Origin of the sequence: Micromonospora sp. CA-248089 (assembly GCF_050948515.1) — a bacterium.
Lineage (GTDB): Bacteria > Actinomycetota > Actinomycetes > Mycobacteriales > Micromonosporaceae > Micromonospora.
The window spans coordinates 2,098,348-2,121,785 of record NZ_CP192016.1 but is presented as its reverse complement, the minus strand read 5'-3'; the positions used below and the strand labels follow the sequence as shown (position 1 = coordinate 2,121,785).

Annotated in this window: 21 protein-coding genes; 8 read left to right on the top strand and 13 right to left on the bottom strand. The window is 73.6% G+C overall.

Annotation, left to right across the window (positions count from 1 at the left end; genetic code table 11):
* Positions 1 to 3: 3 nt before the first annotated feature.
* Positions 4 to 879, bottom strand: coding sequence for a sulfotransferase domain-containing protein (locus tag ACQP26_RS10150; protein WP_269700870.1), 876 nt, complete (start codon positions 877 to 879; stop codon positions 4 to 6).
* 243 nt (positions 880 to 1,122) lie between these two features.
* Here ACQP26_RS10150 and ACQP26_RS10145 point away from each other — a divergent pair, with 243 nt between their 5' ends.
* Both ACQP26_RS10145 and ACQP26_RS10140 read left to right on the top strand, forming a co-directional pair.
* A complete protein-coding gene (locus ACQP26_RS10145) occupies positions 1,123 to 4,395 on the top strand; it encodes a hypothetical protein (protein ID WP_269700872.1) in 3,273 nt (1,090 codons plus the stop codon).
* A gap of 45 nt (positions 4,396 to 4,440) precedes the next feature.
* Entirely contained in the window at positions 4,441 to 4,866 is a 426-nt protein-coding gene (locus tag ACQP26_RS10140; protein ID WP_269706879.1) for a VOC family protein, read from the top strand.
* A gap of 3 nt (positions 4,867 to 4,869) precedes the next feature.
* Here ACQP26_RS10140 and ACQP26_RS10135 read toward each other — a convergent pair whose 3' ends face one another.
* The 3 genes from ACQP26_RS10135 to ACQP26_RS10125 form a co-directional block, all read right to left on the bottom strand.
* The gene (locus ACQP26_RS10135; RefSeq protein WP_269700874.1) at positions 4,870 to 5,859 is read right to left on the bottom strand and encodes a BtrH N-terminal domain-containing protein; all 990 of its coding nucleotides are present in this window, start codon (positions 5,857 to 5,859) and stop codon (positions 4,870 to 4,872) included.
* Positions 5,856 to 6,812: a DUF3800 domain-containing protein gene (locus tag ACQP26_RS10130; RefSeq protein WP_269700875.1), complete on the bottom strand. Its 957-nt coding sequence runs from the start codon at positions 6,810 to 6,812 to the stop codon at positions 5,856 to 5,858. Before ACQP26_RS10130 ends, ACQP26_RS10135 begins: the two co-directional genes overlap by 4 nt.
* Before the next feature lie 77 nt (positions 6,813 to 6,889).
* On the bottom strand, positions 6,890 to 7,369 hold the full coding sequence (locus tag ACQP26_RS10125; RefSeq protein ID WP_269700877.1) for a DUF4240 domain-containing protein: 480 nt from the start codon (positions 7,367 to 7,369) through the stop codon (positions 6,890 to 6,892).
* Positions 7,370 to 7,548: 179 nt separating this feature from the next.
* Here ACQP26_RS10125 and ACQP26_RS10120 point away from each other — a divergent pair, with 179 nt between their 5' ends.
* Both ACQP26_RS10120 and ACQP26_RS10115 read left to right on the top strand, forming a co-directional pair.
* Positions 7,549 to 8,490, top strand: coding sequence for an ATP-binding cassette domain-containing protein (locus ACQP26_RS10120; RefSeq protein ID WP_269700879.1), 942 nt, complete (start codon positions 7,549 to 7,551; stop codon positions 8,488 to 8,490).
* The gene (locus ACQP26_RS10115) at positions 8,487 to 9,233 is read left to right on the top strand and encodes an ABC transporter permease (protein WP_269700880.1); all 747 of its coding nucleotides are present in this window, start codon (positions 8,487 to 8,489) and stop codon (positions 9,231 to 9,233) included. The genes ACQP26_RS10120 and ACQP26_RS10115 overlap by 4 nt, the downstream gene beginning before the upstream one ends.
* Here the strand turns inward: ACQP26_RS10115 and ACQP26_RS10110 are convergent.
* The 4 genes from ACQP26_RS10110 to ACQP26_RS10095 are packed head-to-tail and all read right to left on the bottom strand — an operon-like array spanning position 9,217 to position 14,247.
* Positions 9,217 to 12,354, bottom strand: coding sequence for a BTAD domain-containing putative transcriptional regulator (locus tag ACQP26_RS10110; RefSeq protein WP_433495557.1), 3,138 nt, complete (start codon positions 12,352 to 12,354; stop codon positions 9,217 to 9,219). The two genes, ACQP26_RS10115 and ACQP26_RS10110, sit on opposite strands and share 17 nt — an antisense overlap.
* A 53-nt stretch (positions 12,355 to 12,407) precedes the next feature.
* Entirely contained in the window at positions 12,408 to 13,094 is a 687-nt protein-coding gene (locus tag ACQP26_RS10105) for a hypothetical protein (RefSeq protein WP_433495556.1), read from the bottom strand.
* Complete coding sequence (locus ACQP26_RS10100; RefSeq protein WP_433495555.1) at positions 13,091 to 13,912, bottom strand: ATP-binding cassette domain-containing protein; 822 nt, start codon at positions 13,910 to 13,912, stop codon at positions 13,091 to 13,093. Before ACQP26_RS10100 ends, ACQP26_RS10105 begins: the two co-directional genes overlap by 4 nt.
* Positions 13,909 to 14,247, bottom strand: a complete 339-nt coding sequence (locus ACQP26_RS10095; RefSeq protein WP_174533405.1) for a PadR family transcriptional regulator — start codon at positions 14,245 to 14,247, stop codon at positions 13,909 to 13,911. Before ACQP26_RS10095 ends, ACQP26_RS10100 begins: the two co-directional genes overlap by 4 nt.
* A gap of 136 nt (positions 14,248 to 14,383) precedes the next feature.
* Here ACQP26_RS10095 and ACQP26_RS10090 point away from each other — a divergent pair, with 136 nt between their 5' ends.
* Entirely contained in the window at positions 14,384 to 15,229 is an 846-nt protein-coding gene (locus ACQP26_RS10090) for a hypothetical protein (protein ID WP_433495554.1), read from the top strand.
* Positions 15,230 to 15,275: 46 nt separating this feature from the next.
* Here ACQP26_RS10090 and ACQP26_RS10085 read toward each other — a convergent pair whose 3' ends face one another.
* The 5 genes from ACQP26_RS10085 to ACQP26_RS10065 all read right to left on the bottom strand — a co-directional run bounded on the left by ACQP26_RS10085 (position 15,276) and on the right by ACQP26_RS10065 (position 20,920).
* Positions 15,276 to 16,367: an acyl-CoA dehydrogenase family protein gene (locus ACQP26_RS10085; RefSeq protein ID WP_433496120.1), complete on the bottom strand. Its 1,092-nt coding sequence runs from the start codon at positions 16,365 to 16,367 to the stop codon at positions 15,276 to 15,278.
* An 83-nt stretch (positions 16,368 to 16,450) separates the two neighbouring features.
* The gene (locus ACQP26_RS10080; protein WP_433495553.1) at positions 16,451 to 17,398 is read right to left on the bottom strand and encodes a hydroxyacid dehydrogenase; all 948 of its coding nucleotides are present in this window, start codon (positions 17,396 to 17,398) and stop codon (positions 16,451 to 16,453) included.
* Between the two features lie 8 nt (positions 17,399 to 17,406).
* Positions 17,407 to 18,834, bottom strand: coding sequence for an aldehyde dehydrogenase family protein (locus tag ACQP26_RS10075; RefSeq protein WP_433495552.1), 1,428 nt, complete (start codon positions 18,832 to 18,834; stop codon positions 17,407 to 17,409).
* A gap of 2 nt (positions 18,835 to 18,836) precedes the next feature.
* Entirely contained in the window at positions 18,837 to 19,886 is a 1,050-nt protein-coding gene (locus ACQP26_RS10070) for an ABC transporter ATP-binding protein (protein ID WP_269700889.1), read from the bottom strand.
* The gene (locus tag ACQP26_RS10065; protein ID WP_269700890.1) at positions 19,883 to 20,920 is read right to left on the bottom strand and encodes an ABC transporter ATP-binding protein; all 1,038 of its coding nucleotides are present in this window, start codon (positions 20,918 to 20,920) and stop codon (positions 19,883 to 19,885) included. The genes ACQP26_RS10070 and ACQP26_RS10065 overlap by 4 nt, the downstream gene beginning before the upstream one ends.
* 120 nt (positions 20,921 to 21,040) lie before the next feature.
* Here ACQP26_RS10065 and ACQP26_RS10060 point away from each other — a divergent pair, with 120 nt between their 5' ends.
* From ACQP26_RS10060 to ACQP26_RS10050, 3 genes are all read left to right on the top strand, one after another.
* Positions 21,041 to 21,571 (top strand): Lrp/AsnC family transcriptional regulator, encoded by a 531-nt coding sequence (locus ACQP26_RS10060; RefSeq protein ID WP_269700891.1) that lies wholly within the window; start codon positions 21,041 to 21,043, stop codon positions 21,569 to 21,571.
* 79 nt (positions 21,572 to 21,650) lie between these two features.
* A complete protein-coding gene (gene nikB, locus ACQP26_RS10055; protein WP_433495551.1) occupies positions 21,651 to 22,538 on the top strand; it encodes a nickel ABC transporter permease in 888 nt (295 codons plus the stop codon).
* On the top strand, positions 22,528 to 23,433 hold the full coding sequence (locus ACQP26_RS10050) for an ABC transporter permease (protein WP_269700893.1): 906 nt from the start codon (positions 22,528 to 22,530) through the stop codon (positions 23,431 to 23,433). The genes nikB and ACQP26_RS10050 overlap by 11 nt, the downstream gene beginning before the upstream one ends.
* The last annotated feature ends 5 nt before the right edge of the window (positions 23,434 to 23,438 follow it).

Here is a 23,438-nt window from a genome sequence, read left to right as displayed (position 1 = left end):
TCGTCAGCGGGCGGGTGACTCGTCCCGGGCGGGGTAGCCGAGGATCTCCGCGAGGTCGCCGGCCGCCTTCGTGTACGCGGCGTAGATGTCGTCGTCGAAGTGGTTGCGCCAGTCGCCGGACGCGCCCTTGCGGTAGTGGGAGATCCGCCCCGGGGTCTCCTTCGACTTCTTCATCTTGGTGAAGCTGTAGCGAGCCAGCAGGGCCTCCAGCTCGGCCGGCGGCAGCGTGATCCCACAGTGCCGCATGAGCTGGTCGACCTCCTCGGTCTGCCGCTCGCCGGTCAGGTCCTCGTAGCGGAACAGCCGGAACGTCTCGTCGGCCGGCGCGACCGCCCAGGAGCGCATCTGCCCGAACTGCTTCTTGTCGCGCAGCCGGTCGATGACGTAGAGCATGCCCTCCTTCTTCGGCAGTTCCTGGAGGGCCTTGCGCGCCTGGGGGATGTCGCCCATCGGGGCGTGCGAGTTGCGCAGCGAGAAGTAGCTCGACACGACCACGTCGCGCGGGTCGCGGATCACGAAGAACGCGCGGTAGCTGCCGGCCTTGGGCACTGCCTCGAACCGCTTGTGGGAGAGAAAGATCGCCAGGCCCACGCGGCCGGCCGGCACCGGTGCGGTCGCCCCGCCAGCGTAGAAGCGCGGGTCGTACGGCAGCAGCCCGCAGTGGCGGTAGACGGCCGGGTCGCTGAACAGCGCCTTGATCCACTGGCTGCCGGTCTTGCGGACGGTGCAGTGGAAGATGTTGGCGAACTCGCTCCGTGCCACCACCGGAACGGTGAGTCGCATACGGGCGTTGCGCGCTTCCATCTGCGCCCGCCGGGCCTTGACGCGCAGAGAATTCGGCGAATTGTGCTTGGCGAATTCGACGGCCCGATTAATCATTTCCCAACCTCACCCGGGCCCCGCGGAGCAGGGGCAGCACGAACACCTTTCCGCACGTCACGCAGGTGAAGTCCGCAGACCTCGCCTGCTCCGCCCCGCGCCCCGACGCGCCGCTAGGAATATCCCCGACGGTCCGATTAATGTCAATCCCGGTCAGCTGGGAGAACGCTGAAAATCTACAATTTCCATAGGAATTGCGGAATAGTGCGGCGGGGCAGCAGCGCACGCTCGTGCACCGGCACAATGAGCGCCGTGCTCACCCCCACCCGCGATCTGCTGACCGCACTCGACCCGCTGTCCCACCGTGACCGGGCGCGGCGCCTCGTGGCGTGGGCACGCACCGCACCCGACCGTGCGCAGGTCTGCGCCGACCTGCGCCGGCACGGCAGCTACGAGCGGCGACTCGCGCTGCTCGCCGCGCTGGCCACCCGGGACACCGCGGCCGTCCTGGCCGCGACGTTCGATCCGGAGCCGTCGATCGCCGCCACCGCGCTGACCGCCGCCGTGCGGGCCGGCGTGACGCCCGCCGACCTGACCGACCGGCCGGCGGAGGCGCGGCGGCGCGTCTACCGGGCGCTGCGCCGCCGGCCGTCACCGGCCGTCGCCGACGCACTGATCATCGGGGTACGCGAGCGGTTCGGTGACCACGAGGCCGCCGCGTTGCTGCCCGCCTGCGGCCCCGAGACGGTACGGACCTGGCTGCCCGACCTGGAGCACGCGCTGAACCCGGAACGGCTGATGCGGACGCACTCCGACATCGTGCTGGCGCGCACCGGTGAACGGCTCGCCTCGGCCCCGCCCGAGAGGCGCGGGCGGCTCTGGGCGGAGGTCGCCGCAGCGGTGCTGCACGGCGATCCGGCGCGGGCACTGGACCTGCTCGACGCGTACGCGCCCGAGGAGTCGCTGCCCGGCCCGCTCGTCGCTTACGGGCGGCTCGCCACACACGACGCGCGCCGGGTCGTACGCCTGCTCGTCTCCCCGGCCCGCGCGGCCTGGCTGGCCCGGACCGCGCTGCCCCGGGCGCTGCTGCGCCGCCTCGCCGCGCTGCCCACGGACGAGCTGATCCCGCTCGCCGCCCGGCTGCGGGAGCGCGACCGGGCGCTCGCCGGTTTGCTGCACGCCGTCGCGCCGAGCCGCCGCGCGGAGCTGTACGACGGCGCGCTGGCCGACACCGACACCACCGCGCTGCTGCCCGGCACCGCGGTGATGGAGGTGCTGCCGGCCCCGGTGCGGGCGCGCGAGGCGGCCCGGGTGCTGACCCTGCCTGCGGTCCGCGAGCGGGAGGAGCAGGTGCGGTTCTGGAGCGCGTACCTGCCGTGGCCGCAGGCGTCCGCGTCGGCGAGCGCGGCGCTGCGCTCGGGCGACGCGGAGGAGCGCGCGGACGGCTGGCGACTGCTGGTGGCCGCGGCGCGCCGCTCCCGCGACCCGCGCACGGTGGCCCAGGTGGTGGTCCGGCTCGGCCGGCTGCGCAACGAGCAGGATCCGGTACGCGCGGCCGCGCTCACCGCGCTGGCCGGCGTGGCGCCGCTGCTCACCGCCACGAGCGCGGGCGGACTGACCGGGCTCACCACCGACGCGGTGGACGCGCGGGACACCTCGGCGACCACCACCACCGCGTTGAGCCGGCTCGCCGTCGACGTCCTCACGCTCCACGTGGACGTGCCGGAGCTGGCCGAGTGGGCACTGCTCACGATCGACGCGGTGAGCAGCGACGCGAACGTACCGGTGCTGCGCCGCCTCGACACGGTGCTGCGGCACGGCCAGGAGGCTGTGGTGTTCGACCGGCTGCGCGGCCGGATCGAGGCCGGTATGGCACGCGCCCGGTACGGGCTGCTGTTCGCGCTCACCCACGCGCTCGGCCGGCGGGCCTGGCGCCTGCCGGAACTGCAGGACCTGCTGCGCCGGGCGATCGGGCCGGACACCCTGCCCCCGGTGGCCCACACGGCGACCAGGCTGTGGCTCGCCGATCCGCGTACCCGCTCGCAGCGCGTCGCCGAGGTGCTCGACGTCGACGCCTCGGCGGTGGCGCTCCACGAGGTGTGGACGATCGTCTGCACCTCCCGCACCGACCTGCTCGACCGGGTGCTGGACCGCGCCCCGCGCGGCCGGTTCGTGGAGAAGGGAAAGCGGTGGGTGCCCGGCCCGGCCCCGCACGCCCAGCGGTGGCTCCCCCGCCACCAGGACCGGTTCGTCGCGCTGCAGGCCCGCGTCATCGCCGACTCCGGTCACCGGGTGTGGCAGCGGGCGGCGGCGATCCGGGCCGCAGCCGGGGCCGGCCCGGCCGGGCGCGAACTGGTGCTGCGCCACGTCGACGCGTCCGAGGTGCCAGTCGCCGAGGCGGCGCTGGGTGCGCTGGTCTGGACCGATCGGCCGGACGAGGCGTTCCCGGTGCTGCTGCGGTACGCCGACGGCGACCGGGCACGCGTCGCGCTGTACGCCGCCGGACGGGCCGCCCGGTACGTTCCGCCGGCCCGCCTGACCGAACTGCTGGGCGGGGTGCTGACCGGCGCCGCGAAGGTCACCAGCCGCAAGGAGGCCGCACGGCTGCTGGCCCGCTACGCGCGGGTGGACGCGATGGCGACGCTCGGCGAGGCGTACGCCGATCCGGGCACGCACCGCGACGTGCGCGCGGCGATCGTCTCCGCCGCCCGGCAGCGGCTGGGACCCGAGGCGACCTGGGCCGTGCTGCGCGCGGCGGTGCACGCCAGCCGGGAGGAGCGGCGCGCGGTGCTCGGCGCGTACCCGTCGGGGATCTCGGAGCGGCACCGCCGCAGCTACGCCGGCCTGGTCGTGGCGGCGTGCCGTGCCGACGACCGGGAGGTCCGCCGCGCCGCGTTCGACGCGCTCGGCGAGTGGTCGCAGTGGCTGACCGGCGTCACCGACCTGGTCGTGGACCGGCTCACCGACCCGGACGAGACGACGCCGAGCATCGGGGTGGCGAACCTGCTGCGAGCCGGTGGGGACGAGGCCTTCCGGGCCGCGCTGGAGCGGCTGGTCCAGCGGGACGCGACCGACGACGACCCGGGCGGCCCGGTGACCGACCGGCCCGCCCGGCGGCGCGTCGAGTCGCTCGCCGAGGGCGCGGCCCTGTGGTCCGACAGCCGCCCCGCGGGCGCCGACCGGGCCGGGCTGGTCGAGGCCGCGCGGTGGCTCGCCGGCCGGGACGGCTTCCTGGGTACGGCCACCGGCCTGCTCGTCGACCTCGGGCGGCTCGACGACCTGGACGAGGTCGCCGCGCTCTGCGCGGACCGGCCCGTGGTCGCTGTCCGTACCGCGCAACGCGTCGGTGATCGTCTGCTCACGATGCGGCGGCGGCCCGACCCGGCGGCCCTGGCCGGCACCGTCGCCCACCTCGCCGGGCGCGGAGACCTGGCCGGTGGGCTGTTCGCGGTGGCGCTCGTCGCGCGCGGGTCGGAGTTCGGCTGGAAGACGCCGTGGCGGGACCTGCTGATCGGGTTGCGCCGCCATCCGGACGCCGACGTGCGGGAGGCGGCGTACACGCTCGACATGAGCTGACCAGGCCGGACGCCGTCCTATGCTCGAGGCGTGACGCTTCAGCGGATGGACCACGTCAGCGTCGTGGTGGACGACCTGCCGGCCGCGATCGCCTTCTTCACCGAACTCGGGATGGAGGTGGAGGGCGAGATGCCGGTCGAGGGGCAGTGGGTGGACCGGGTCAACGGCATCGACGGCGTCCGGGTCGACATCGCGATGATGCGGACGCCCGACGGCCACGGCAAGCTCGAACTGACGCGGTTTCGGGCACCGGCGCTCGTCGCCGCCGAACCGGCGGGCGCGCCGCCGAACACGCTGGGCCTGCGGTCGGTCATGTTCGCCGTGGACGACGTCGACGACACGGTGGCCCGCCTGCGGGCCCACGGCGGCGAGCTGATCGGTGAGGTGGCGGACTACGGGGACGTCTACCGCCTCTGCTACCTGCGTGGCCCGGCGGGCGTCATCGTGGCGCTGGCCCAGCAGCTGAGCTGACGGCTACCCGGCGTCCACGGCCGCCAGCACCGTCATCGCCTCGCGTTCGCGCACAGCCAGGTCGGCCAGGACCGCCGACGCGCGGGTCAGGTGGGCCGCGTCGCCGGTCCGCCCGGCGTCGGCGATGTGGTCGGCGACGGCGGTCCACAGTGGCGCGATGTCGGCGTACATCAGCTGTGCCCGGCGCAGGTGGGCGTCGCCGGTGACGGTGGCGGCCTCGGCGAGGAAGTCCCGGTACAGGGCGCGGAACAGTGCGCCGCCGGTGCCGCCGCGTTCCATCAGCGTCGCGGCGAGCGGAAGGCCCCGGGCCGGGTCGGCGGCGCGGTCCAGCCAGCGGGTGACCCGGCCGGCGGCGGTGGCGATCCCCCGGTGGCCGAGGTTGGCGATCGGCGGGTCGAGGAACGCCCCGGCGTTGGCGCGTACCGCCGCGCGTACGGCGGCGGCCAGGTCTGGCGGGGCGCCGGGCGCGGTGAGCGTGTACGACAGGTGGCGCGCGGTCATCGGTCCACGCGCGGCGCGGGCCCGGGCGAGGCTGTCCAACGTGGTGGTCACCGCGCCGCCCTGCTGGGCGGTGTCGACCAGGTGGGCGTGGGTGTCGTCGTAGCCGTACATCGCGACGGTGTGCCCGCCGAAGTGGACCTTGGTGGTGAAGTAGTCCAGGTGGTACGAGTCCAGTTGCAGGCCGACCGGCTGTCCGGCGTCCAGCGCCTCGGTGACGTTCCGCCACGCCCTGGCCGCCGACGTCGTCTCCCGGACGCGCAGGTCCAGGCCCAGGTGGCCGGCGGCGGCCCGGGTCACGCACAGCGGCTTGGTGCGCCCGCCGAGGAACGGCACGTCCATGCCTTTGGCGTCCCAGTAGACGAAGCCGAGCCCCTCGCCGAGGCCGAACAGCATCGGCTCGGACAGGCTCAGGCCGGCGTGCCGGGTCAGCACGCCGAGCGTGGTGGTCTCGCAGTGCACCCCGCCGGTCGGCGTCACGTCGTCGAGGATCACGACGGCTCCTGTACGCCGGGCATCCGGCGGGCCACCCCGGCGAGCAGGTCGGCGGCCTGGACGCGGGGGTCGTCGCGCGAATCGGTCATCACCAGCCCGGCCAGCGGTGACGGGCCGGGCGGATCACCGGCGGCCAGTGCCGTCTGGAGGCGGCGCAGCCGGTCCTCGGTGAGCGCGCTCTGCTCGTCGTGGATCACCAGCACCCGCCGCCGGCCGCCGCTCCAGTGCAGGACGGTCTCGGCCAGCGCCGGCAGCAGCGGCTCCAGCGGCGGCGGGATCGTCCGGTCGCCCGCGTACAACCGGGCCTGCACGGCTGCCACCCGGGCCGGGTCGAGCGCGTCGAGGACCGCGCCTGCCTGCGCGTCGCCGACGTGGCGCCGCAACGCGTCCCGCGCGGCGAAGAACCGGTCGACGCTCCGGTCGTCCGCCCGGTCCCGCCGCTTGGTGCGCAGCATCTCGACCACGGCGGCGAGGAAGCCCGCCCAGTCCGGCCCGGCCGCCCGCCCGGCCCGGTGCAGCGCCGCCGCGGCCGGACGCCGGTCACCGGCGAGGCGGGTGCCCGCCGCGTACGACGGCTCGGCCAGCAGCAGGTCGACGACCCGGGTGGCGAGGAAGAACTCCTTGTCGACCAGGTGCACGTGCGCCCGGCCGCGCAGCGCCGACAGGAACCAGCCCACCGCCTCGGCGGCTTCCCGGCGGCGCAGGAACTGCCGGGACTTGACCTCGTCGGGCGAGAACCGGAACCCGGACCGCAGCGTGCGGATCAGCTCGGCGGCCTCGTCGCGGCTCAGGTCGACGCTGGCGTGGACGATCACCGGGGTTGCCGGGTCGAGCAGGTTGGTGCCGGAGAAGCCGGACTCGTCGCAGGCGATCTCCCGCACCGCGCCGGTCAGCGCCGCGCCGGGTGGCAGCCCGCCCTGCAGCGGCAGCCTCGCACCCGTCGATCCGGCCATGCCGACCATGCTCGCCCACCCGGGCCGCGACGGACCAGCGGTTAAGCCGGATCGGGTCGGGCGGCGGGTCGTGGACCTCATTCCACCGGCCGGTAGATCGCGGTCAGGCGCGGCAGCCGGGCGCGCATCTGCTCGTCGTCGTCGAAGTCGAAGTCCTCACCGGCCGGGTCGGCCGGCTGGGCGGGAGCGGCGCGGTCGGCGGCGTCGAGCGCCTCCCAGAACGCGTCGGTGCCGGCGCCGGTCGCCTCGGCGTACGCGTCGCCCGCCGCGCTCAGCACCGCCTCGCAGTCGAGCGCGTCGTCGTCCGGGTCGACGCCGGCGTCGGCGAGGGAGTCGGGATCGGCGACGGCCCGCTCCCAGACCGCCCGCCCCTGCGCCACCAGCCAGCCGCGGAAGTAGTCGAACCCGTCGTCCGAGCAGCCGCCGCGCATCAGGTAGGCGGCCGTCCACAGATCCCAGCGCCACCCCTCGGACGTCACGTCGTCGTACGCCTGCTCGAAGCCCACTATCGTCGCCGGACTCAGCGCCGACAGCTCCGCGACCAGGTGCCGGGCCACGACGTCGGCCCCTCGGCGGTGACCGTCTCGCGTCCCGCGGCGCGACGCGCCCGCTCCACGATGTCCCAGAACGTCTCCCGATCCACGGCGGGACCGTACGCCGCCCCACCGACAAGCTGTCAGCGGCCGTGTCAGCGCCGTGTCAGGGCGGTGGCGGTACGGCCGCCCATGGTGGTCGCATGACGAGTTCAGCGATAGCGGTCTCCGGGCTGCGCAAGGCGTACAAGGACCGGGTGGTGCTCGACGGCATCGACCTGGACGTCCCCGCCGGGACGATCTTCTCCCTGCTCGGCCCGAACGGGGCCGGCAAGACGACGACGGTGAACATCCTGACCACGCTGATCCGCGCCGACGCCGGATCGGTGCGGGTCGCCGGGCACGACGTGGCCACCGAGGCCAGGGCGGTCCGCGCGGCGATCGGCGTGACCGGGCAGTTCGCGGCGGTGGACGAACTGCTCACCGGGCGGGAGAACCTGCAACTCATGGTCGACCTCGGCCCCCGCAACCGGGTGACCGGCAAGCGCGTCGTCGCCGAGCTGCTGGAACGGTTCGACCTGGTCGAGGCCGCCGACAAGCTGGTGTCGGCGTACTCCGGGGGCATGCGCCGCAAGCTGGACCTGGCGATGACGCTGGTCGGCGAGCCGCGGATCATCTTCCTGGACGAGCCGACGACCGGGCTGGACCCGCGCAGCCGGCGCACCATGTGGTCGATCATCAGGGAACTGGTGGCCGGCGGCGTGACGGTCTTCCTCACCACCCAGTACCTCGACGAGGCCGACCGCCTCGCCGACCGGATCGCGGTGCTCGACCAGGGCCGGCTGGTCGCCCAGGGCACGTCGGAGGAGCTGAAGCGCCGGATCCCCGGCACGCACGTGCGGTTGCGGTTCGGCACCGGCGCCGAACTCGACGCGGCGGCGCTGGTGCTGCCGGAGGCGGTACGCGACGAGGAGGCACTTGCTCTGCGCGTGCCCACCGACGGCGGGACCGCGGCGCTGCGCGCCCTGCTCGACCGGCTCGACGCGCACGCGATCAGCGCCGGCGACCTGTCCGTGCAGACCCCCGACCTCGACGACGTCTTCCTGGCCCTGACGGGCCGCGCCCCGGAGGTGGCCGCGAAATGAGCAGAAACCACTCGGTCGTCATGCTGCGCCGCAACCTGACGCACCTGCGCCGCAACCCCACGTCGGTGTTCAACGCCGTGCTGATGCCGATCATCGTGATGCTGATGTTCGTGTACATGCTCGGCGATGCGTTCTCCGTCGGCGTCGACTACGTCGACTACGCGACGCCGGGCCTGATGCTGCTGGCGGTCTGCTACGGCCTCGGCGGCACCGCGACGTCGGTGAACTCCGACATGACGAAGGGCATCATCAACCGGTTCAAGGTCATGCACGTCTCCCGGGGCGCGGTGCTGACCGGGCACGTCGTCGCCACCGTGCTGACGAACGTCCTCGCGGTGTCGGCCCTGGTCGGGGTGGCGTTCCTGCTCGGCTTCCGCCCGCCCGCCGAGCCCCTGCACTGGCTCGGCGTGGCCGGCGTGGTGGTGCTGCTCAGCGTCGCGGTCAGCTGGTTCACAGTCGCGCTGGGCCTGTTCGCCAAGTCGCCGGAGTCGGCGGGCATGGCCTCCGTGCCGCTGGTCCTGCTGCCGTTCTTCAGCAGCGCGATCGTGCCCGCCGACAAGATGGGGCCGGGACTGCGGCAGTTCGCCGAGTACCAGCCGTTCACGCCGATCATCGAGACCCTGCGCGGCCTGCTCGAAGGTGCGCCGTCGGCCGGCGACGTGATCCCCGCGCTCGCCTGGTGCGCCGGCATCGCGGTGGTCGGCTACCTGTGGGCGCGGTCCACGTTCACGAAGCGAGCGTGACCTCGACCAGCCGCTCCCAGCCGGTCTCCCGGCCCGCTGCGACCGCCTCGGCGAACCCCGCGTCGCCGAGGCGGTCGCGCGCTGCCGCCTCGATCCGGGGCACGTCGGGGTGGGCGCGGTCGAGCAGCCCGCGTACCGCGGTGGCGGCCCCGAGCAGCCGCGCCGCCTGGTCCGGCCGGTCGAGCCGCACCGCCAGGTCCGCGACGCCGACGAGCACCTGCGCGGTCAGGGGCGCGTAGCCACCCTCGCGCGCCGCCCGGCACGCCGCCGCCCGATGGGTACGGGACTGCTCGACGTCGTCGGTCAGGTAGCCCAGCAGATCCTCGATGCCGGCCCGGACGCCCGCCAGGTTCGCCTCGTCGCCGAGCAGCGCCGACACGGACCGCAGTTGTGCGTACGCCTCGTCCGCGTCACCGTCGTGCCGGGCCAGGTACGCCTTCGTCAGCGCCAGCTCGGCCAGCGCGCCCGGCCAGGCGACTCCTGCCGCGAGCCGCTGCGCCTCGGCCAGCGCGGCGGCGCTCGCCGCCTCGTCGCCGTCCAGCCGGTACAGCCACGCCAGCCGCGCCCGTATCCGGATCACGTCCTCGACGGCACCGACCTCGGTCACCGCCGCGACGGCCTGTTCGTAGTAGTCGCAGGCGGCGGCGACGTCACCGCGTACGGCGGTCAGCTCGGCCAGCTCGCTGAGCGCGAACGAGATCCCGAAGCGTTCCCCGATCGCCCGGAACTCGGCGAGCGCCTGCCGTAGGCACGCCTCCGCCTGCGCCGCCTCGACGCCGAGGATGACCCGCAGCTTGCCCAGATGCAGCCGGGCCAGCGCGCGTACCCAAGGGTCGCCGTGGTCGAGCAGCGACTCCCAGGCGGGCAGCAGCGCGTCCGGTTCCCGCAGCATCCGCTCCAGCGGCACGACCAGGGCCATCTCCCGGTAGGTGCCGCGGCCCTCCGCGCCCAGCCGGTACGCCTTGTGGATCCACTCCGACGCATGCTGCGCGTCGCCCGGCCCGGAAGTGAGGAACAGCACCACGAGTCCGTACACCACGGCGCGGGTGTCGTCGGGCGCCTCGCCCGGCGCCTCGGTGGCCGCGATGATCAGCTCCATGCCCTCGCTGCGGTGGCCGCCGAGCCACCAGTACCAGCCGGCGCCGGCCGCGAGCCGCATCGCCTCGCGCCCCTCCCCCGCGGCGAGCGCGCCGCGCATCGCGGCGGTGATGTTGTCGTGCTCGGCTTCGAGCCGGGCGAGCCAGGTGAGCTGGTCGGCGCGGCGCAGCCGCGGCTCGGCCGCCTCGGCCAGCGCGGTGAAGTACGCCAGGTGCGCGTGGCGCGCGGTGTGCGTCTCCCCCGCCTCGGCGAGCCGCTGCGCGGCGTACTCCTTGATGGTGCCGAGCATGCGGTAGCGCGGCGCGACGTCGCCGGCGGCGACCAGCAGCGACTTCTCGGTGAGCGCGGTGAGCAGGTCGAGCACGTCGCCCGGCTCGACGGCGCCGCCGGCGCAGACCCGCTCGGCCGCGTCCAGGCCCGCCCCGCCGGAGAACACCGACAGCCGGCGCAGCACCGTGCGTTCGGCGTCGGTGAGCAGTTCCCAGCTCCAGTCGACCATGGCGCGCAGCGTCCGGTGCCGGGGCAGGGCGGTCCGGCTGCCGCCGGTGAGCAGCCGGAACCGGTCGTCGAGCCGGGTGGCGAGCTGGTCGACGGACATGGTGCGCAGCCGCGCCGCGGCCAGCTCGATGGCCAGCGGCATGCCGTCGAGCGCGCGGCAGACGCGCGCCATCGTCATCGCCGTCCGGGCGTCGAACACGAGGTCCCGGCGTACCGCGGCGGCCCGGTCCCGCAGCAGGCGAACGGCGGGCGACGACTCGACCTCGGCGACCGGGGCGTCGCCGCCGGGCAGGCCCAGCGGCGCGACCGGCCACAACGCCTCCCCGGTGATGCCGAGTGGTTCCCGGCTGGTGGCCAGGATCCGCAGCCGCCGGCACTCGCCGAGCAGCCGGTGCGCCAGCGCCGCCGCCGCCTCGACGACATGTTCGCAGTTGTCAAGGATCAGCAGCATCGCCCGGTCCCGGATCGCCGCGACGAGCCGGTCCGCCGGTTCCGCGCTGCCCGCGTCGCCGAGCAGCGCGTCGCGCAGGCCGAGCCCGGAGATCGTCGCCTGCACCACGTCCCCGTCGGCGCTGATCGCGGCGAACTCCACCAGCCACGCCCCGTCCGGCAGGTCTCCGGTCATCCGGCGGCCGGTCTCGGTGGCCAGCCGCGTCTTGCCGGAGCCACCCGGACCGGTGAGCGTGGTGAGCCGGTGCTCGGCCACCAGCGCGCCGACGGCGGCGAGGTCGGCGTCCCGGCCGACGAAGCTGGTCAGCTCGGCGCGCAGGTTGGTCCGGCGGGTGTCGTCGCGGCGTGCCGTCTCGCCGCGCAGCAGGGCGACGTGCAGCGCCGACAGCTCCGGCGACGGATCGGCGCCCAGGGCGTCGGCGAGCGCGTCGGCGGTGCGCTGGTAGACCATCAGCGCCTCGGTGTCCCGGCCGGCCGCGACCAGCGCGCGCATCAGCGCCATGGCGAGCCGCTCACGCACCGGATGGGCGGCCACCAGGTCGGTCAGCTCCGGGACGAGGTCGGCCTCCCGGCCGAGCCCGATCTCCGCGTCGTACCGGTCCTCGGTCGCGGTCAGGCGCAGCCGTTCCAGCCGGGTGGCCGCCGCGTCGAGCGCCGGGCTGTCGGGCAGGCCGATGTCGCGCAGCGCGTCGCCGCGCCACAGGCCCAGCGCCTCGCGCAGCAGCCGTACCCGCTGCGGCCCGTCGCCGTCGCGGGCCCGGCCGACAAGACGTTCGAACCGTACGGCGTCGACGGTGTCGGGCTCGACGGCGAGGCGGTAGCCGTCGGGCAGCCCGTCGACGGCGCCCGCCGGCAGCGCCTTGCGCAGCCGGGAGACGAGGCGTTGCAGCGCGTTCGAGGCGTCGGCGGGCGGCTGCTCGCCCCAGATCCAGTCGACGAGCGTCGCCTTCGGGACCACCCGGCCGGGCTGGAGCGCGAGGGCGGCCAGCAGCCCACGCAGCCGCGCGCCCGGCACGTCGGCCGGGACGCCGCCGTCGACGGTGACCTGGAACGGCCCGAGCAACCCGATCTGCACCCGGCCGATCCTGCCACGCCCTGCGATTCGATCCGGTCCGCCGGGCGCGGGGGTCAGGTGGCCAGGCGCAGATGCCGACGCTGCCGCAGCCGCACCGCGGCGGCCACCACGACCAGCACCGTGAGCGCGACAGCGAAGACCAGCCCGTGGGTCAGGCCCCGGGTGAGGTAGCCGCCGTCGGTGTGGTCGACGGCGTACGTGGCGAGCTCGCGGCTGAACCAGAACGGCAGCGCCCGGGTGGCGCTGCTCGCCGGGTCCATCACCATCTGGAGACCGACCACCGTCAGCAGCACCAGCGTGCCCTCCAGCTCGCGCGGCAGCACGGCGCTCAGCAGCAGGCCGAACGGCACCGACACGAACACGGTCAGCACCATGATCAGCGCGATCGCGCCGTACCGGACGTCGCGCTGGTCGGCCAGGACGAGCAGGAAGTACGGCGTGGACAGCAGCACGCCGACGGTCCAGAGCGCGAGCAGCCGGCCGAGCACCAGATGCCGGCTGCCGTAGCCGGAGAGCCGCAGGCGGGGTTCCATGCCCCGCGCCGCGCTGCCCGCGAACAGCGCGGCGGTGCTGAGCGCCCAGGCCAGGCCGAGACAGACGAAGCGGATCGACTGCCCGAGAAAGTCGCCGCGGCGGCTCAGGTAGAAGGCCAGCGGCATCAGCAGCAGGATGACCAGCACGGTACGGCGGCGCAGCAGCTCGCGCAGGGCGGCCTCGGCCACCACGAGGGTCCGGCTCATGCGTTCCGCTCCCCGGAAAGGTCGAGCACGACGTCGACGCGGTCGAGCTGGTTGAGCAGGTGGGTGACGACCACGACGGCCTTGCCGGCGTCGCGCCACCGCCACACCTCGTGCCAGAAGTCGAGGTAGGTGCCCCTGTCGAACCCCTGGTAGGGCTCGTCGAGCAGCAGCACGTCCGGCTCGCCGAGCCGGGCCAGCACCAGGTTGAGCTTCTGCCGCGTGCCGCCGGAGAGGTGCCGCGCCTGGGTGCGCCGCGGCGGCGTCCACTCCAGGCCGGCCGCCTCCGCGCGCCCGGCCCGCCGCGCCGCCGTCCGGCCCAGCCCTCGGCCGGCGCCGATCAGCACGAAGTGCTCGTCGGGACTGAGGAACTCGGCGGTGCCGCCGTCCTGCGGGCAGTAGCCGAGCGTGCCGTGCACGTCGACGGTCCCCGCGTCCGGGCTCAGCAGGCCGGCGCAGATCCGCAGGAACGTGCTCTTGCCGGCGCCGTTGGCGCCGACCACCGCCGCGATCTCGCCCGCCCGGACGGTGAGATCCACCTGGTCCAGGACGGTCCGCCCCCGGTAGCGCTTCGTGATGCCCCGCGCGGCGAGCCGCACCGGTCCGGGCTGGCGGCGCGGCGGACGCACGTCGGGGCCGCCGAGGCTGTCGACCACCGCCTGGGCGTACGTCTGCGGCGCGCCGAAGACCCGCAGCGGCGGTTCCCCGCTGTCGAGCAGGTGGGTGGCCGCCTCGGCGACGACGTGACCGGTCAGGTCGGGCCCCACCCCGTGCCGGCGCAGCTCGCCGGTGAGGGCGGCGAGCCAGAGGTCGTGGTTCACCGCTTCGGCTCCTCGCTCAGTATCGTGCCGACGCTCGACGCGAAGGCGCTCCAGTCGTTCGCGGCCGCCCGCAACGCCGCGCTGCCCTCCGGGCTGATCCGGTAGTACTTACGCGCGGGGCCGGTCCCGCCCTCCCGCCAGTGCGCGGTGAGCAGGCCGGAGCGCTGCAACCGCAGCAGCACCGGGTAGAGGGTGCCGCCCTGTACCGCGCCCAGCCCGTGGGCGCGCAGCGCCTGGGACAGCTCGTACCCGTAGGACTCGCCCCGGCTCAGCAGCGCGAGCACGCAGAGGTCGAGCACTCCGCGCAGCCACTGCGCCCGCCGTTCCTGGTTCATCCCGCTCCTGACGCGACGTTCACACCGGACGACGGTAGCGCCGCCATCTAGGTAGCGCAACCACCTAGTACGGGCATCCCCGCGCGACGGATCCTGATAAGTTGCGCGCTCGCACGGGTTCGACGGGGGAATGCGCATGTCCGACACGGGGGCCGGATCGGATCAGGGAGCGGCGTGGGACGCAGAACTACCCGCAGTGGTGGCGTGGTCGGCCGCGCCGTACGGGCCGTACCCTCCGCCCGGTCCGCCGTCGACCGGCCGCAACCGGGGTCTGGTCATTGCCGTCGCGGTGCTGAGCGTGCTGCTGCTGGTGGCGTGCTCGGGCCTGATCGGCGGTGCGTTCCTGCTGGGTTCCTCGCCGCGCGAGGCCTCCGAACCGGAGCCGGCCGCGCCGCCGGTGGCGCCCTGGCGGTCGTCCGGCGCGACACCTGCGCCCGGTACGACGGCGAGCGTGGAGCCCTCGACGCGCGGGCCGCAGCCCAGCGACTTCCCGGCGGCGCAGATCTCCGACCTGAACGACGTGTGCGACGGCGTCCTCTACTTCCCGCAGTCGCCGAAGCGCGCCGGGGCGGCGCCGCACCCGGTGGCGCTGCTCGTCGGCACCGACATGGGCACGGACCGCCGCCACGACCGGGTCTACTACTACGACGAGGGCCTGTCGAAGCGGGTGGAACGGACCTGGGCGTCGGAGGACCCGAAGACCGTGCAGCTGGTCGCCTGCCTGGACCGGACGAGCACCGGCGCGACGATCCGCAAGTGCCGCTACGACGACCCGAAGCCGGACACGCTGACGCTGCTGAAGGCCACCTACCGCCTGCGGGTCTACGAGGTGGCGACCGGCCGCAGGCTGCTGGACAAGACCATGGGCGGGGACGACCAGCAGTGCCCGTTCGTCGTCCTCTACGGACCGGACAAGAAGATCTACGCCGAGGTGAGCCACCGGTCGCTGCTCTCGGCGCTGCGCAACCTGGTCAAGCGGTAGGCGCGTGCCCGGCCCGGATCGTCCGATCACGGGCCGGGCACCACGGTCAGCGGAAGGCCGCGTGACCGGTGAGCGTCTGCCCGATGATGAGCTGGTGCACCTCGGAGGTGCCCTCGTAGGTGAGCACCGACTCCAGGTTGTTCGCGTGCCGCATCACCGGGTAGTCGAGGGTGATGCCGGCCGCGCCGAGGATCGTCCGGCACTCGCGGGCGATGGCGATGGCCTCCCGCACGCTGTTGAGCTTGCCCAGGCTGATCTGCCGGTGGTCCAGCGTGCCGGCGTCCTTGAGGGTGCCGATCTGCATCGCCAGCAGCATCCCCTTGCCCAGTTCCAGGGCCATGTCGGCGAGCTTGAGCTGGGTGGCCTGGTACGCGGCGAGCGGCTTGTCGAAGATCTGCCGGCTGCGGGCGTACGCGACTGTGGTCTGCAGGCAGTCGTGCGCGGCGCCGAGCGCGCCGAAGACGATGCCGTAGCGGGCCTCGTTGAGGCACGACAGCGGCCCGGACAGGCCGGCCGCCTCCGGCAGCATCGCGTCGGCCGGCAGCCGCACGCCGTCGAGGACGAGTTCGGAGGTCACCGAGGCGCGCAGGGAGAGCTTGCGGGTGATCTCCGGTGCGGTGAACCCGGGCGTGCCGGCCGGGACGACGAAGCCCCGGATGCCCTCGTCGGTACGCGCCCACACGACGGCGACGTCGGCCACCGAGCCGTTGGTGATCCACATCTTGGTGCCGTCGAGTACCCAGTCGGCGCCGTCGCGGCGGGCCCGGGTACGCATGCCGGCCGGGTCCGAGCCGAAGTCCGGCTCGGTCAGCCCGAAGCAGCCGATCGCCTCACCGGCGGCCATCCGGGGCAGCCACTCGCGCTTCTGCTCCTCGGAGCCGAACCGCCAGATCGCGTACATGGCCAGCGACCCCTGCACCGAGACCAGGGACCGCAGGCCCGAGTCGCCCGCCTCCAGCTCGAAGCAGGCCAGGCCGTACGCGACGGCGGAGGTGCCGGCGCAGCCGTAGCCCTCCAGGTGCATCCCGAGCACGCCGAGCTCACCGAGTTCCCGGGCCAGTTCCCGCACCGGCAGCCGGCCCGCCTCGTACCAGGCGGCGACCTCGGGCCGGATCCGCCGGTCCGCGAAGCCACGCACGGCGGCCTGGAGTTCCCGGGTGTCGTCGTCGACGAGCGTGTCCACACCGAAGTAGTCGAGGGCGGACGCGGGGACGGTCAGTGTCACGTGCGGGTTCCTTCCAGGTGGGCGAGGACGCCGCGCGCCACGGCGACGGCCATCGCGTCGAGCGCGTCGGTGGTCATCGCCGCCATGTGCGGGGTGGCGAGGACGCGTGGGTGGTGCAGCATCGGGTCGTCGGCGGCGGGTGGTTCGGGCGCGAACACGTCGACCGCGTAGCCGCGCAGCCGGCCGGCGTCGAGCGCGGCGAGCACCGCCGCGCCGTCGACCACGCCGGCCCGCGCGGTGTTGACGAGCAGCGCGTGCGGCCGCATCCGGGCCAGCGCGCCGGCGCCGATCAGGCCGGTGGTCTGCGGCGTCTGGGGCACGTGCAGGCTGACCACGTCCGATTCGGCGAGCAGAGTGTCCAGGTCCACCAGGCGTACGCCGTCCGGCGGGTCGGTGACCGCCACGTCGTACCCGAGGATCGTCATGCCCATCCCGCGGGCGCGGGCGGCGACGCCCCGGCCGATCGCGCCGAGGCCGACGAGTCCCAGCGTGCGGCCGACGAGCATGGTGCCGGTCAGTCCGGCGGCGACGACCGAGCCGGGCAGCGACCGGCCGGGCGGGAAGCCACCGGCCGCCAGCGTGGTCACGGCGGGGGTGAGCTGCCGGGCGAGCGCGAGCGCGGCCAGGACGACGAACTCGGCCACCGAGTCGGCGTTGGCGCCGGGCGTGCCGACCACGGGCACGCCGAGCCGTCGCGCGGCGGCCAGGTCGATGCCGTCGAGCCCGGCGCCGTGCCGTCCGACGACCCGGAGCCGGGGTGCGGCCTCCAGCATCGCGGCGGTCACCGGGGAGGAGCGCACCACGAGCGCGTCGGCGGTGGCGAGCGGGCCGGCCGCGAGCGCGGCGGGGTCGGTGAGGTGGGCGACGGTCACCTCACCGGCGGCGTGCAGCAGCCGCATCCCGGCCTCGGCGATGGGCTCGGTGAGCAGGATCTGAGCGGGCATCGGGGTCCTCACCAGCCGGTGTAGCAGGTCACCGGCACGCTGTAGAAGTCGCGGGCGTAGCCGCCCTGCTCACGCGGGCCGTGGTTGGAGGCGCCGGTGCCGCCGAACGGCAGGTGCAGTTCGGTGCCGGCGGTGGGCAGGTTGACGGTGACGATGCCGGCGCGGGCGTCGCGCTTGAACCGTTCCGCCGTCGCCAGGGAGGTGGTGACGATCCCGGCGGACAACCCGTAGTCGGTGTCGTTGGCGAGGTCGATCGCCTCGTCGAGGTCGGCGGCGCGGATCACGCAGGACACCGGGCCGAAGATCTCCTCCCGGGCCACCCGCATGTCGTTGCGCGCACCGACGAGCAGGGTGGGTCGCATGAACTGCCCGTCGTGCGTCCCGCCGGCCGCGACCGTCGCGCCCTCGTCGCGTCCGATCCGGACGTAGTCGAGGTTCTGGTCGAGCTGACCGGCGCTGACCACCGGGCCGAGCTGGCTGTCCGGGTCGAGCGGGTCACCGACGCGCAGCGCCCGCGTCGCCTCGGCCAGCGCCGCCACGAACCGGTCGTGGATGCCGGCCGTCACGATCAGCCGGCTGGAGGCGGTGCAGCGCTGGCCGGTGCTGAAGAAGCTGCCGTCCAGCGCGCAGCGCACCGCCACCTCCAGGTCGGCGTCGTCGCACACCACGAGCGGGTTCTTGCCGCCCATCTCCAGCTGGAACCGCTTGTTGCCGTGGGCGATGCAGCGCTGGGCGACGTGCGCGCCGGTGCGGGTGCCGCCGGTGAACGAGATGCCGTCGAGGCCGTCGCTGGTGAGCAGTTCCTCCCCGACCACCGAGCCGGCGCCCATGACCAGGTTGAACACGCCGGCCGGGACACCGGCGCCGGCGATGATCCGGGCGAGTTCCCCGGCGCTGGCGGGGACCAGCTCGGCGGGTTTCAGCACGACCGTGTTGCCGTACGCGAGCGCCGGCGCGACCTTCCACGCCGGGATCGCCAGCGGGTAGTTCCAGGGCGTGATGATCCCGACCGCGCCCAGTGGACGGCGGCGGACCTCGGCGTGCACGTTCGGCCGGGTGGAGGCGTAGACCTCGCCGGTGGGCTGGAGCAGCTGGTGGGCGTAGTAGCGAAACGTCTGCCCGGCGCGGACGACCTCGCCTCGGGCCTCGGCGAGCAGCTTGCCCTCCTCCCGGGCGAGCAGCGTGGCGAGTTCGTCGGCTCGGTCCATGATGGTGGCGCCGATCCGGTCCAGCATCCCCATCCGGTCGCCGACGGGCAGCGTCGCCCAGCCGGGCCGGGCGCGGCGGGCCGCCGCGATCACCGCGCGGGTCGTCTCCCGGTCGGCGGCGGCGTACTCGCTGACGACCTCGCCGGGGCGGGCCGGGTTGAGGTTGGGGCGGCGTTCCCCGTCTACCCACTCGCCGTCGACGAGGTTGCGGTGGTACGGCACGGACACGTCTACCGCCCCGCGCCGACGGCGGCGACCGGTTCGCCCTGCGGGTCGGCGTTCTCCGGGAAGTGGCAGGCGACCTGGTGCCCGTCGCCGGTGAGCTTCGGGGTCTCGGTCGCGCAGACGTCCTGCGCCTTCCAGCAGCGGGTCCGGAACCGGCAGCCGGACGGCGGGTTCAGCGGGCTCGGCACGTCACCGCTGAGGATCACCCGCCGGCGCTCGGTCTCGATCAGCGGGTCGGGGATCGGCACCGCCGACAGCAGGGCCTGGGTGTACGGGTGGCGCGGCCGGTCGTACATGTCCTCGCAGTCCCCGACCTCGACGACGGTGCCGAGGTACATCACCGCGATGCGGTCGCAGAGGTGCCGCACGACGGCGAGGTCGTGGGCGATGAACATCATGGTCAGGCCCAGCTCCTCCTGGAGTTCCTCCAGCAGGTTGACGATCTGCGCCTGCACCGAGACGTCGAGCGCGGAGACCGGCTCGTCGGCGACGATGAACTGCGGGTTGCTGACCAGGGCGCGCGCGATGCCGACGCGCTGGCGCTGGCCGCCGGAGAACTCGTGCGGGTAGCGGTCGTGCCACTTCTCGCTGAGCCCGACCATCTGCATGGTCTCCCGTGCCTTCGCGCGCCGGCCCGCCGCGGGCAGGTCGGAGTGCACGAGCAGCGGTTCCTCGATCAGCTCGCCGATCGTCATGCGGGGGTTCAGCGAGGCGAACGGGTCCTGGAAGATCATCTGCATCTGCCGGCGCATGCCCCGCATCCGCCGGCGGTCCAGCGTGGTCAGTTCGGTGCCGTCGAAGGTGACGGTGCCCTGGCTGGGCTTGAGCAGCTGGAGGATGCCCCGCCCGGTGGTGGACTTGCCACAGCCGGATTCGCCGACCACGCCGATGATCTCGCCGCGCCGCACGTCCAGGTCCACACCGGAGACCGCGCGCAGCCGGGCGGGCAGCAGCGAGCCGCGTACCGGCACCTTGAAGTCGACAGCCAGGTCACGCACCCGCAGCAGCGGGTCCGGGGCGGCGTCGGGGGCGGTGTCGGGGGCCGTGGTCGTCATGAGCGCACCTCCGCGGTCTGGTCGGCGAAGCGGTCCGTCGTGGTTAGCCAGCCGCCCTGCTCGGCCGGGCGCATGCCCCAGCAGCGGGTGAGCTGGTCGCGGTCCGGCACGGTGGTCAGGCCGGGCGACTCGCCCTGGCAGATGTCGCGGGCGTGCACGCAGCGCGGGGCGAAGCGGCAGCCGGGAGGCAGCTCGGACAGCTCCGGCGGGCGGCCGGCGATGGGACGCAGCTTGCCGCCGCGAGCCTGGTCGAGGCGCGGCACCGAGCCGAGCAGACCCCAGGTGTACGGCATCTGCGGCTGGTGGAACAGGTCGACAGTGCCGGCGCGTTCGACGATCTGCCCGGCGTACATGACGTTCACCCGCTCGGCCATGCCGGCGACCACGCCGAGGTCGTGGGTGATGAGCAGGACCGCGGTGCGGGTCTCCAGCGCCAGTTCCCGCAGCAGGTCGAGCACCTGCGCCTGGATGGTGACGTCGAGCGCGGTGGTGATCTCGTCGGCGAGGATCAGCCGTGGCCGGCAGGAGAGCGCCATGGCGATCATGACCCGCTGGCGCATGCCGCCGGAGAGCTGGTGCGGGTAGGAGCTGAGCCGGGTCTCGGCGGCCGGGATGCGCACCATCTCCAGCAGCTCGACGGCTCGCCTGCGGGCCGCCCGGCGGCTCATCCCGAGGTGCAGTTCCAGCGCCTCGGTCATCTGCCGGCCCACTGTCAGCACCGGGTTCAGCGAGGTCATCGGGTCCTGGAAGATCATCGAGATGCCCTTGCCGCGTACGCCCCGCAGCTCCCGTGCGGACAGTCGCAGCAGGTCACGACCCTCGAAAAGCACCTGACCGCCGGTCACCTGACCGGCCGGCGGCACGATCAACCCCATGATGGACTGAGCGGTCGCCGACTTCCCGCAGCCGGACTCTCCGACGAGGGCGACCATCTCCCCTGCGTCGACAGTGAACGACACCCCGTCCACCGCCGTCACCGAGCCCCGCGCGCCGCGGAATTCGGTGCGCAGATCCCGGACCTCCAACAAGGCCATCGATCCCCCTGAGTTAGACTCCCGAACGCCACCATTCGTCACTGGGGAGTGTTGCACAGACGATGTTCGTCGTCTAGGCTCCCGGCAGCGACGAATTCCGTCACTAAGAGTTGGAGCGAGATGGCATCCAAGAGCTCGATCGAGAAAGATCGCAGCATCATCCGGGAGCTCGTTCAGGACCCGAGGCAGACGAACGTCGCGCTGGCGGCGAAGGTCGGCCTCTCCGAGGGATCCGTACGACGCCGGGTGGAACGGCTTGTCACCGAGGGTCAGCTGCAGTTCGCCGCCATTCCCAGTGCCGCCTTCATGGGGCGGCCGGTGCACACCCTGTTCGAGATCCAGAGCGCTCCCGGTGCCACAGAAAGGCTCATCGACAAGCTCGCCGGGATGCCGGAGATCGCGTACGTCTACCACGTGACCGGCCAGTTCGACGTCATCGCCGTCGGCTACTTCGCCTCCAGCAACGCCATGCGGCGGTTCTGGACGGAGCGGCTCGGCAACCTCGACGGGGTGATGGAGAGCAGGTCGGTGATGGTGCTACGGGTCGCCAAGCGCGCGCACGAGTGGGCGCGCGACATCGCCGTCACGGGGGACGAGGAAGCCGGCTGGGACGCGGAGGCGGACCCCGGCACACCCGGCGCTGACACCTGACCGACCGGAGAAACCCGCAATGCTGCGCATCACGTTGACCCGTCTCTTATCGGTTATTCCAGTCCTGTTCGGGATCTCGGTGATCTCGTTCCTCGTGATCCGCATGATCCCCGGCGACGTGATCAGTTCGATCATGGGCCAGGACTTCGGCGACCCCGCGATCGAGGCGGAGATGCGCCGCTACTTCGGGCTCGACATGCCCGTGTACGAGCAGTTCCTGAGGTGGCTCGGCGCCCTCGTCCAGGGCGACTTCGGCACCTCGATGCGCACCGGCCAGCCGGTGCTGGAAGAGATCATGCAGCGCCTTCCGTCCACGCTGCTGCTGGCCGTGTCGGCGCTGCTGGTCTCGATCCTCATCTCCATCCCGCTCGGCGTCCTCAGTGCCACCAAGCGCAACGGGCTGCTGGACGCCACCACCCGGGTCGGCTCGCTGGTCGGGCTGTCGCTGCCGAACTTCTGGCTCGGCATCCTGCTGGTGTACGTCTTCTCGGTGTCACTGGGCTGGCTGCCGTCCCAGGGCGCGGGTGAGGGCGAGGGCTTCTGGGGCACCCTGAAGCACCTCGTCCTCCCCGCCGTGACGCTCGGCTCCAGCCTCGCCGCGATCAGCATGCGGATGACCCGCTCCAGCATGCTGGAGGTGCTCAACCAGGACTACGTGCGCACCGCCCGGTCCAAGGGCCTCGCCGAGCGCGTGGTCATGAGCCGGCACGCGCTGCGCAACTCGCTGATCCCGGTCGTGACGGTGCTGGGCATCCAGGCCGGCGCGCTGCTGGGCGGCACGGTGATCGTCGAGCAGGTGTTCGCCTGGCCGGGCCTGGGGACGATGGTCATCCGCGGCATCTCCCAGCGCGACTACCCGGTCGTCCAGGGCACCCTGCTCTTCCTGGCCTTCTTCTACGTCGTCGTCAACTTCCTCGTAGACCTCATCTACACCTACCTGGATCCGAGGTTGCGCAGTGGTCACTGACATCGCCCCCGGCCGCCGCCCCGCCGAGGCGGCGGCCACTCGCAAGACCCCCCGCAGCCTCGAGTTGCTGCGCCTGATCTGGCGCGACCGGGTGGGCGCCATCGGCCTGGTCATCGTGGTGCTGATGGTCTCCGCAGCGGCACTGGCCCCGCTCATCGCCCCGTACGACCCGACCGCCATGTCCAACCAGCGGCTCGCCGCGCCCGGCGGCGACTTCCCGCTCGGCGCCGACGAGGCCGGCCGTGACCTGCTCAGCCGGGCCCTGTACGGCGCACGCACCTCGCTGGCCGTCAGCCTGATCGTGGTGACCTGCGCGGGCGCGATCGGCGTCCTGCTCGGACTGCTCGCCGGCTTCTACCGGGGCTTCCTCGACGCGGTCATCACCCCGGCCACCGACATCATGTTCGCCTTCCCCACGCTGCTGCTCGCGCTGGCGGTGGTGGCCGCCCGGGGGCCCGGCACGGAGAACCTGATCCTGGCCCTGATCCTCGTGTTCATCCCGAGCTTCGCCCGCGTGGTGCGCGGCACGGCCATGTCGGTGCGCCGCGAGCCGTACGTGGAGTCCGGCCAGGCGGTCGGCCTCAGCAACGCCCGGCTGATCTTCAAGTACATCCTGCCCAACTCGGTCGCCCCGATCGCGGTGCAGTTCACCACGAGCCTCGCCACCGCCATCCTCGTCGAGGCGTCACTGGGCTACCTCGGGCTCGGCGTGCAGCCGCCCCAGCCGTCCTGGGGGTCGATGCTCTCCAGCGGCAAGGCGTTCATGGAGATGTCGATCTGGCCGTCCGTCGTCCCCGGCGTCTGCATCATGATCGCGGTGCTGGGCTTCAACCTGCTGGGCGACACCCTTCGCGACGTGCTCGACCCGCGACTGCGCGGCCGTTCCAGCCGCTGACCCCT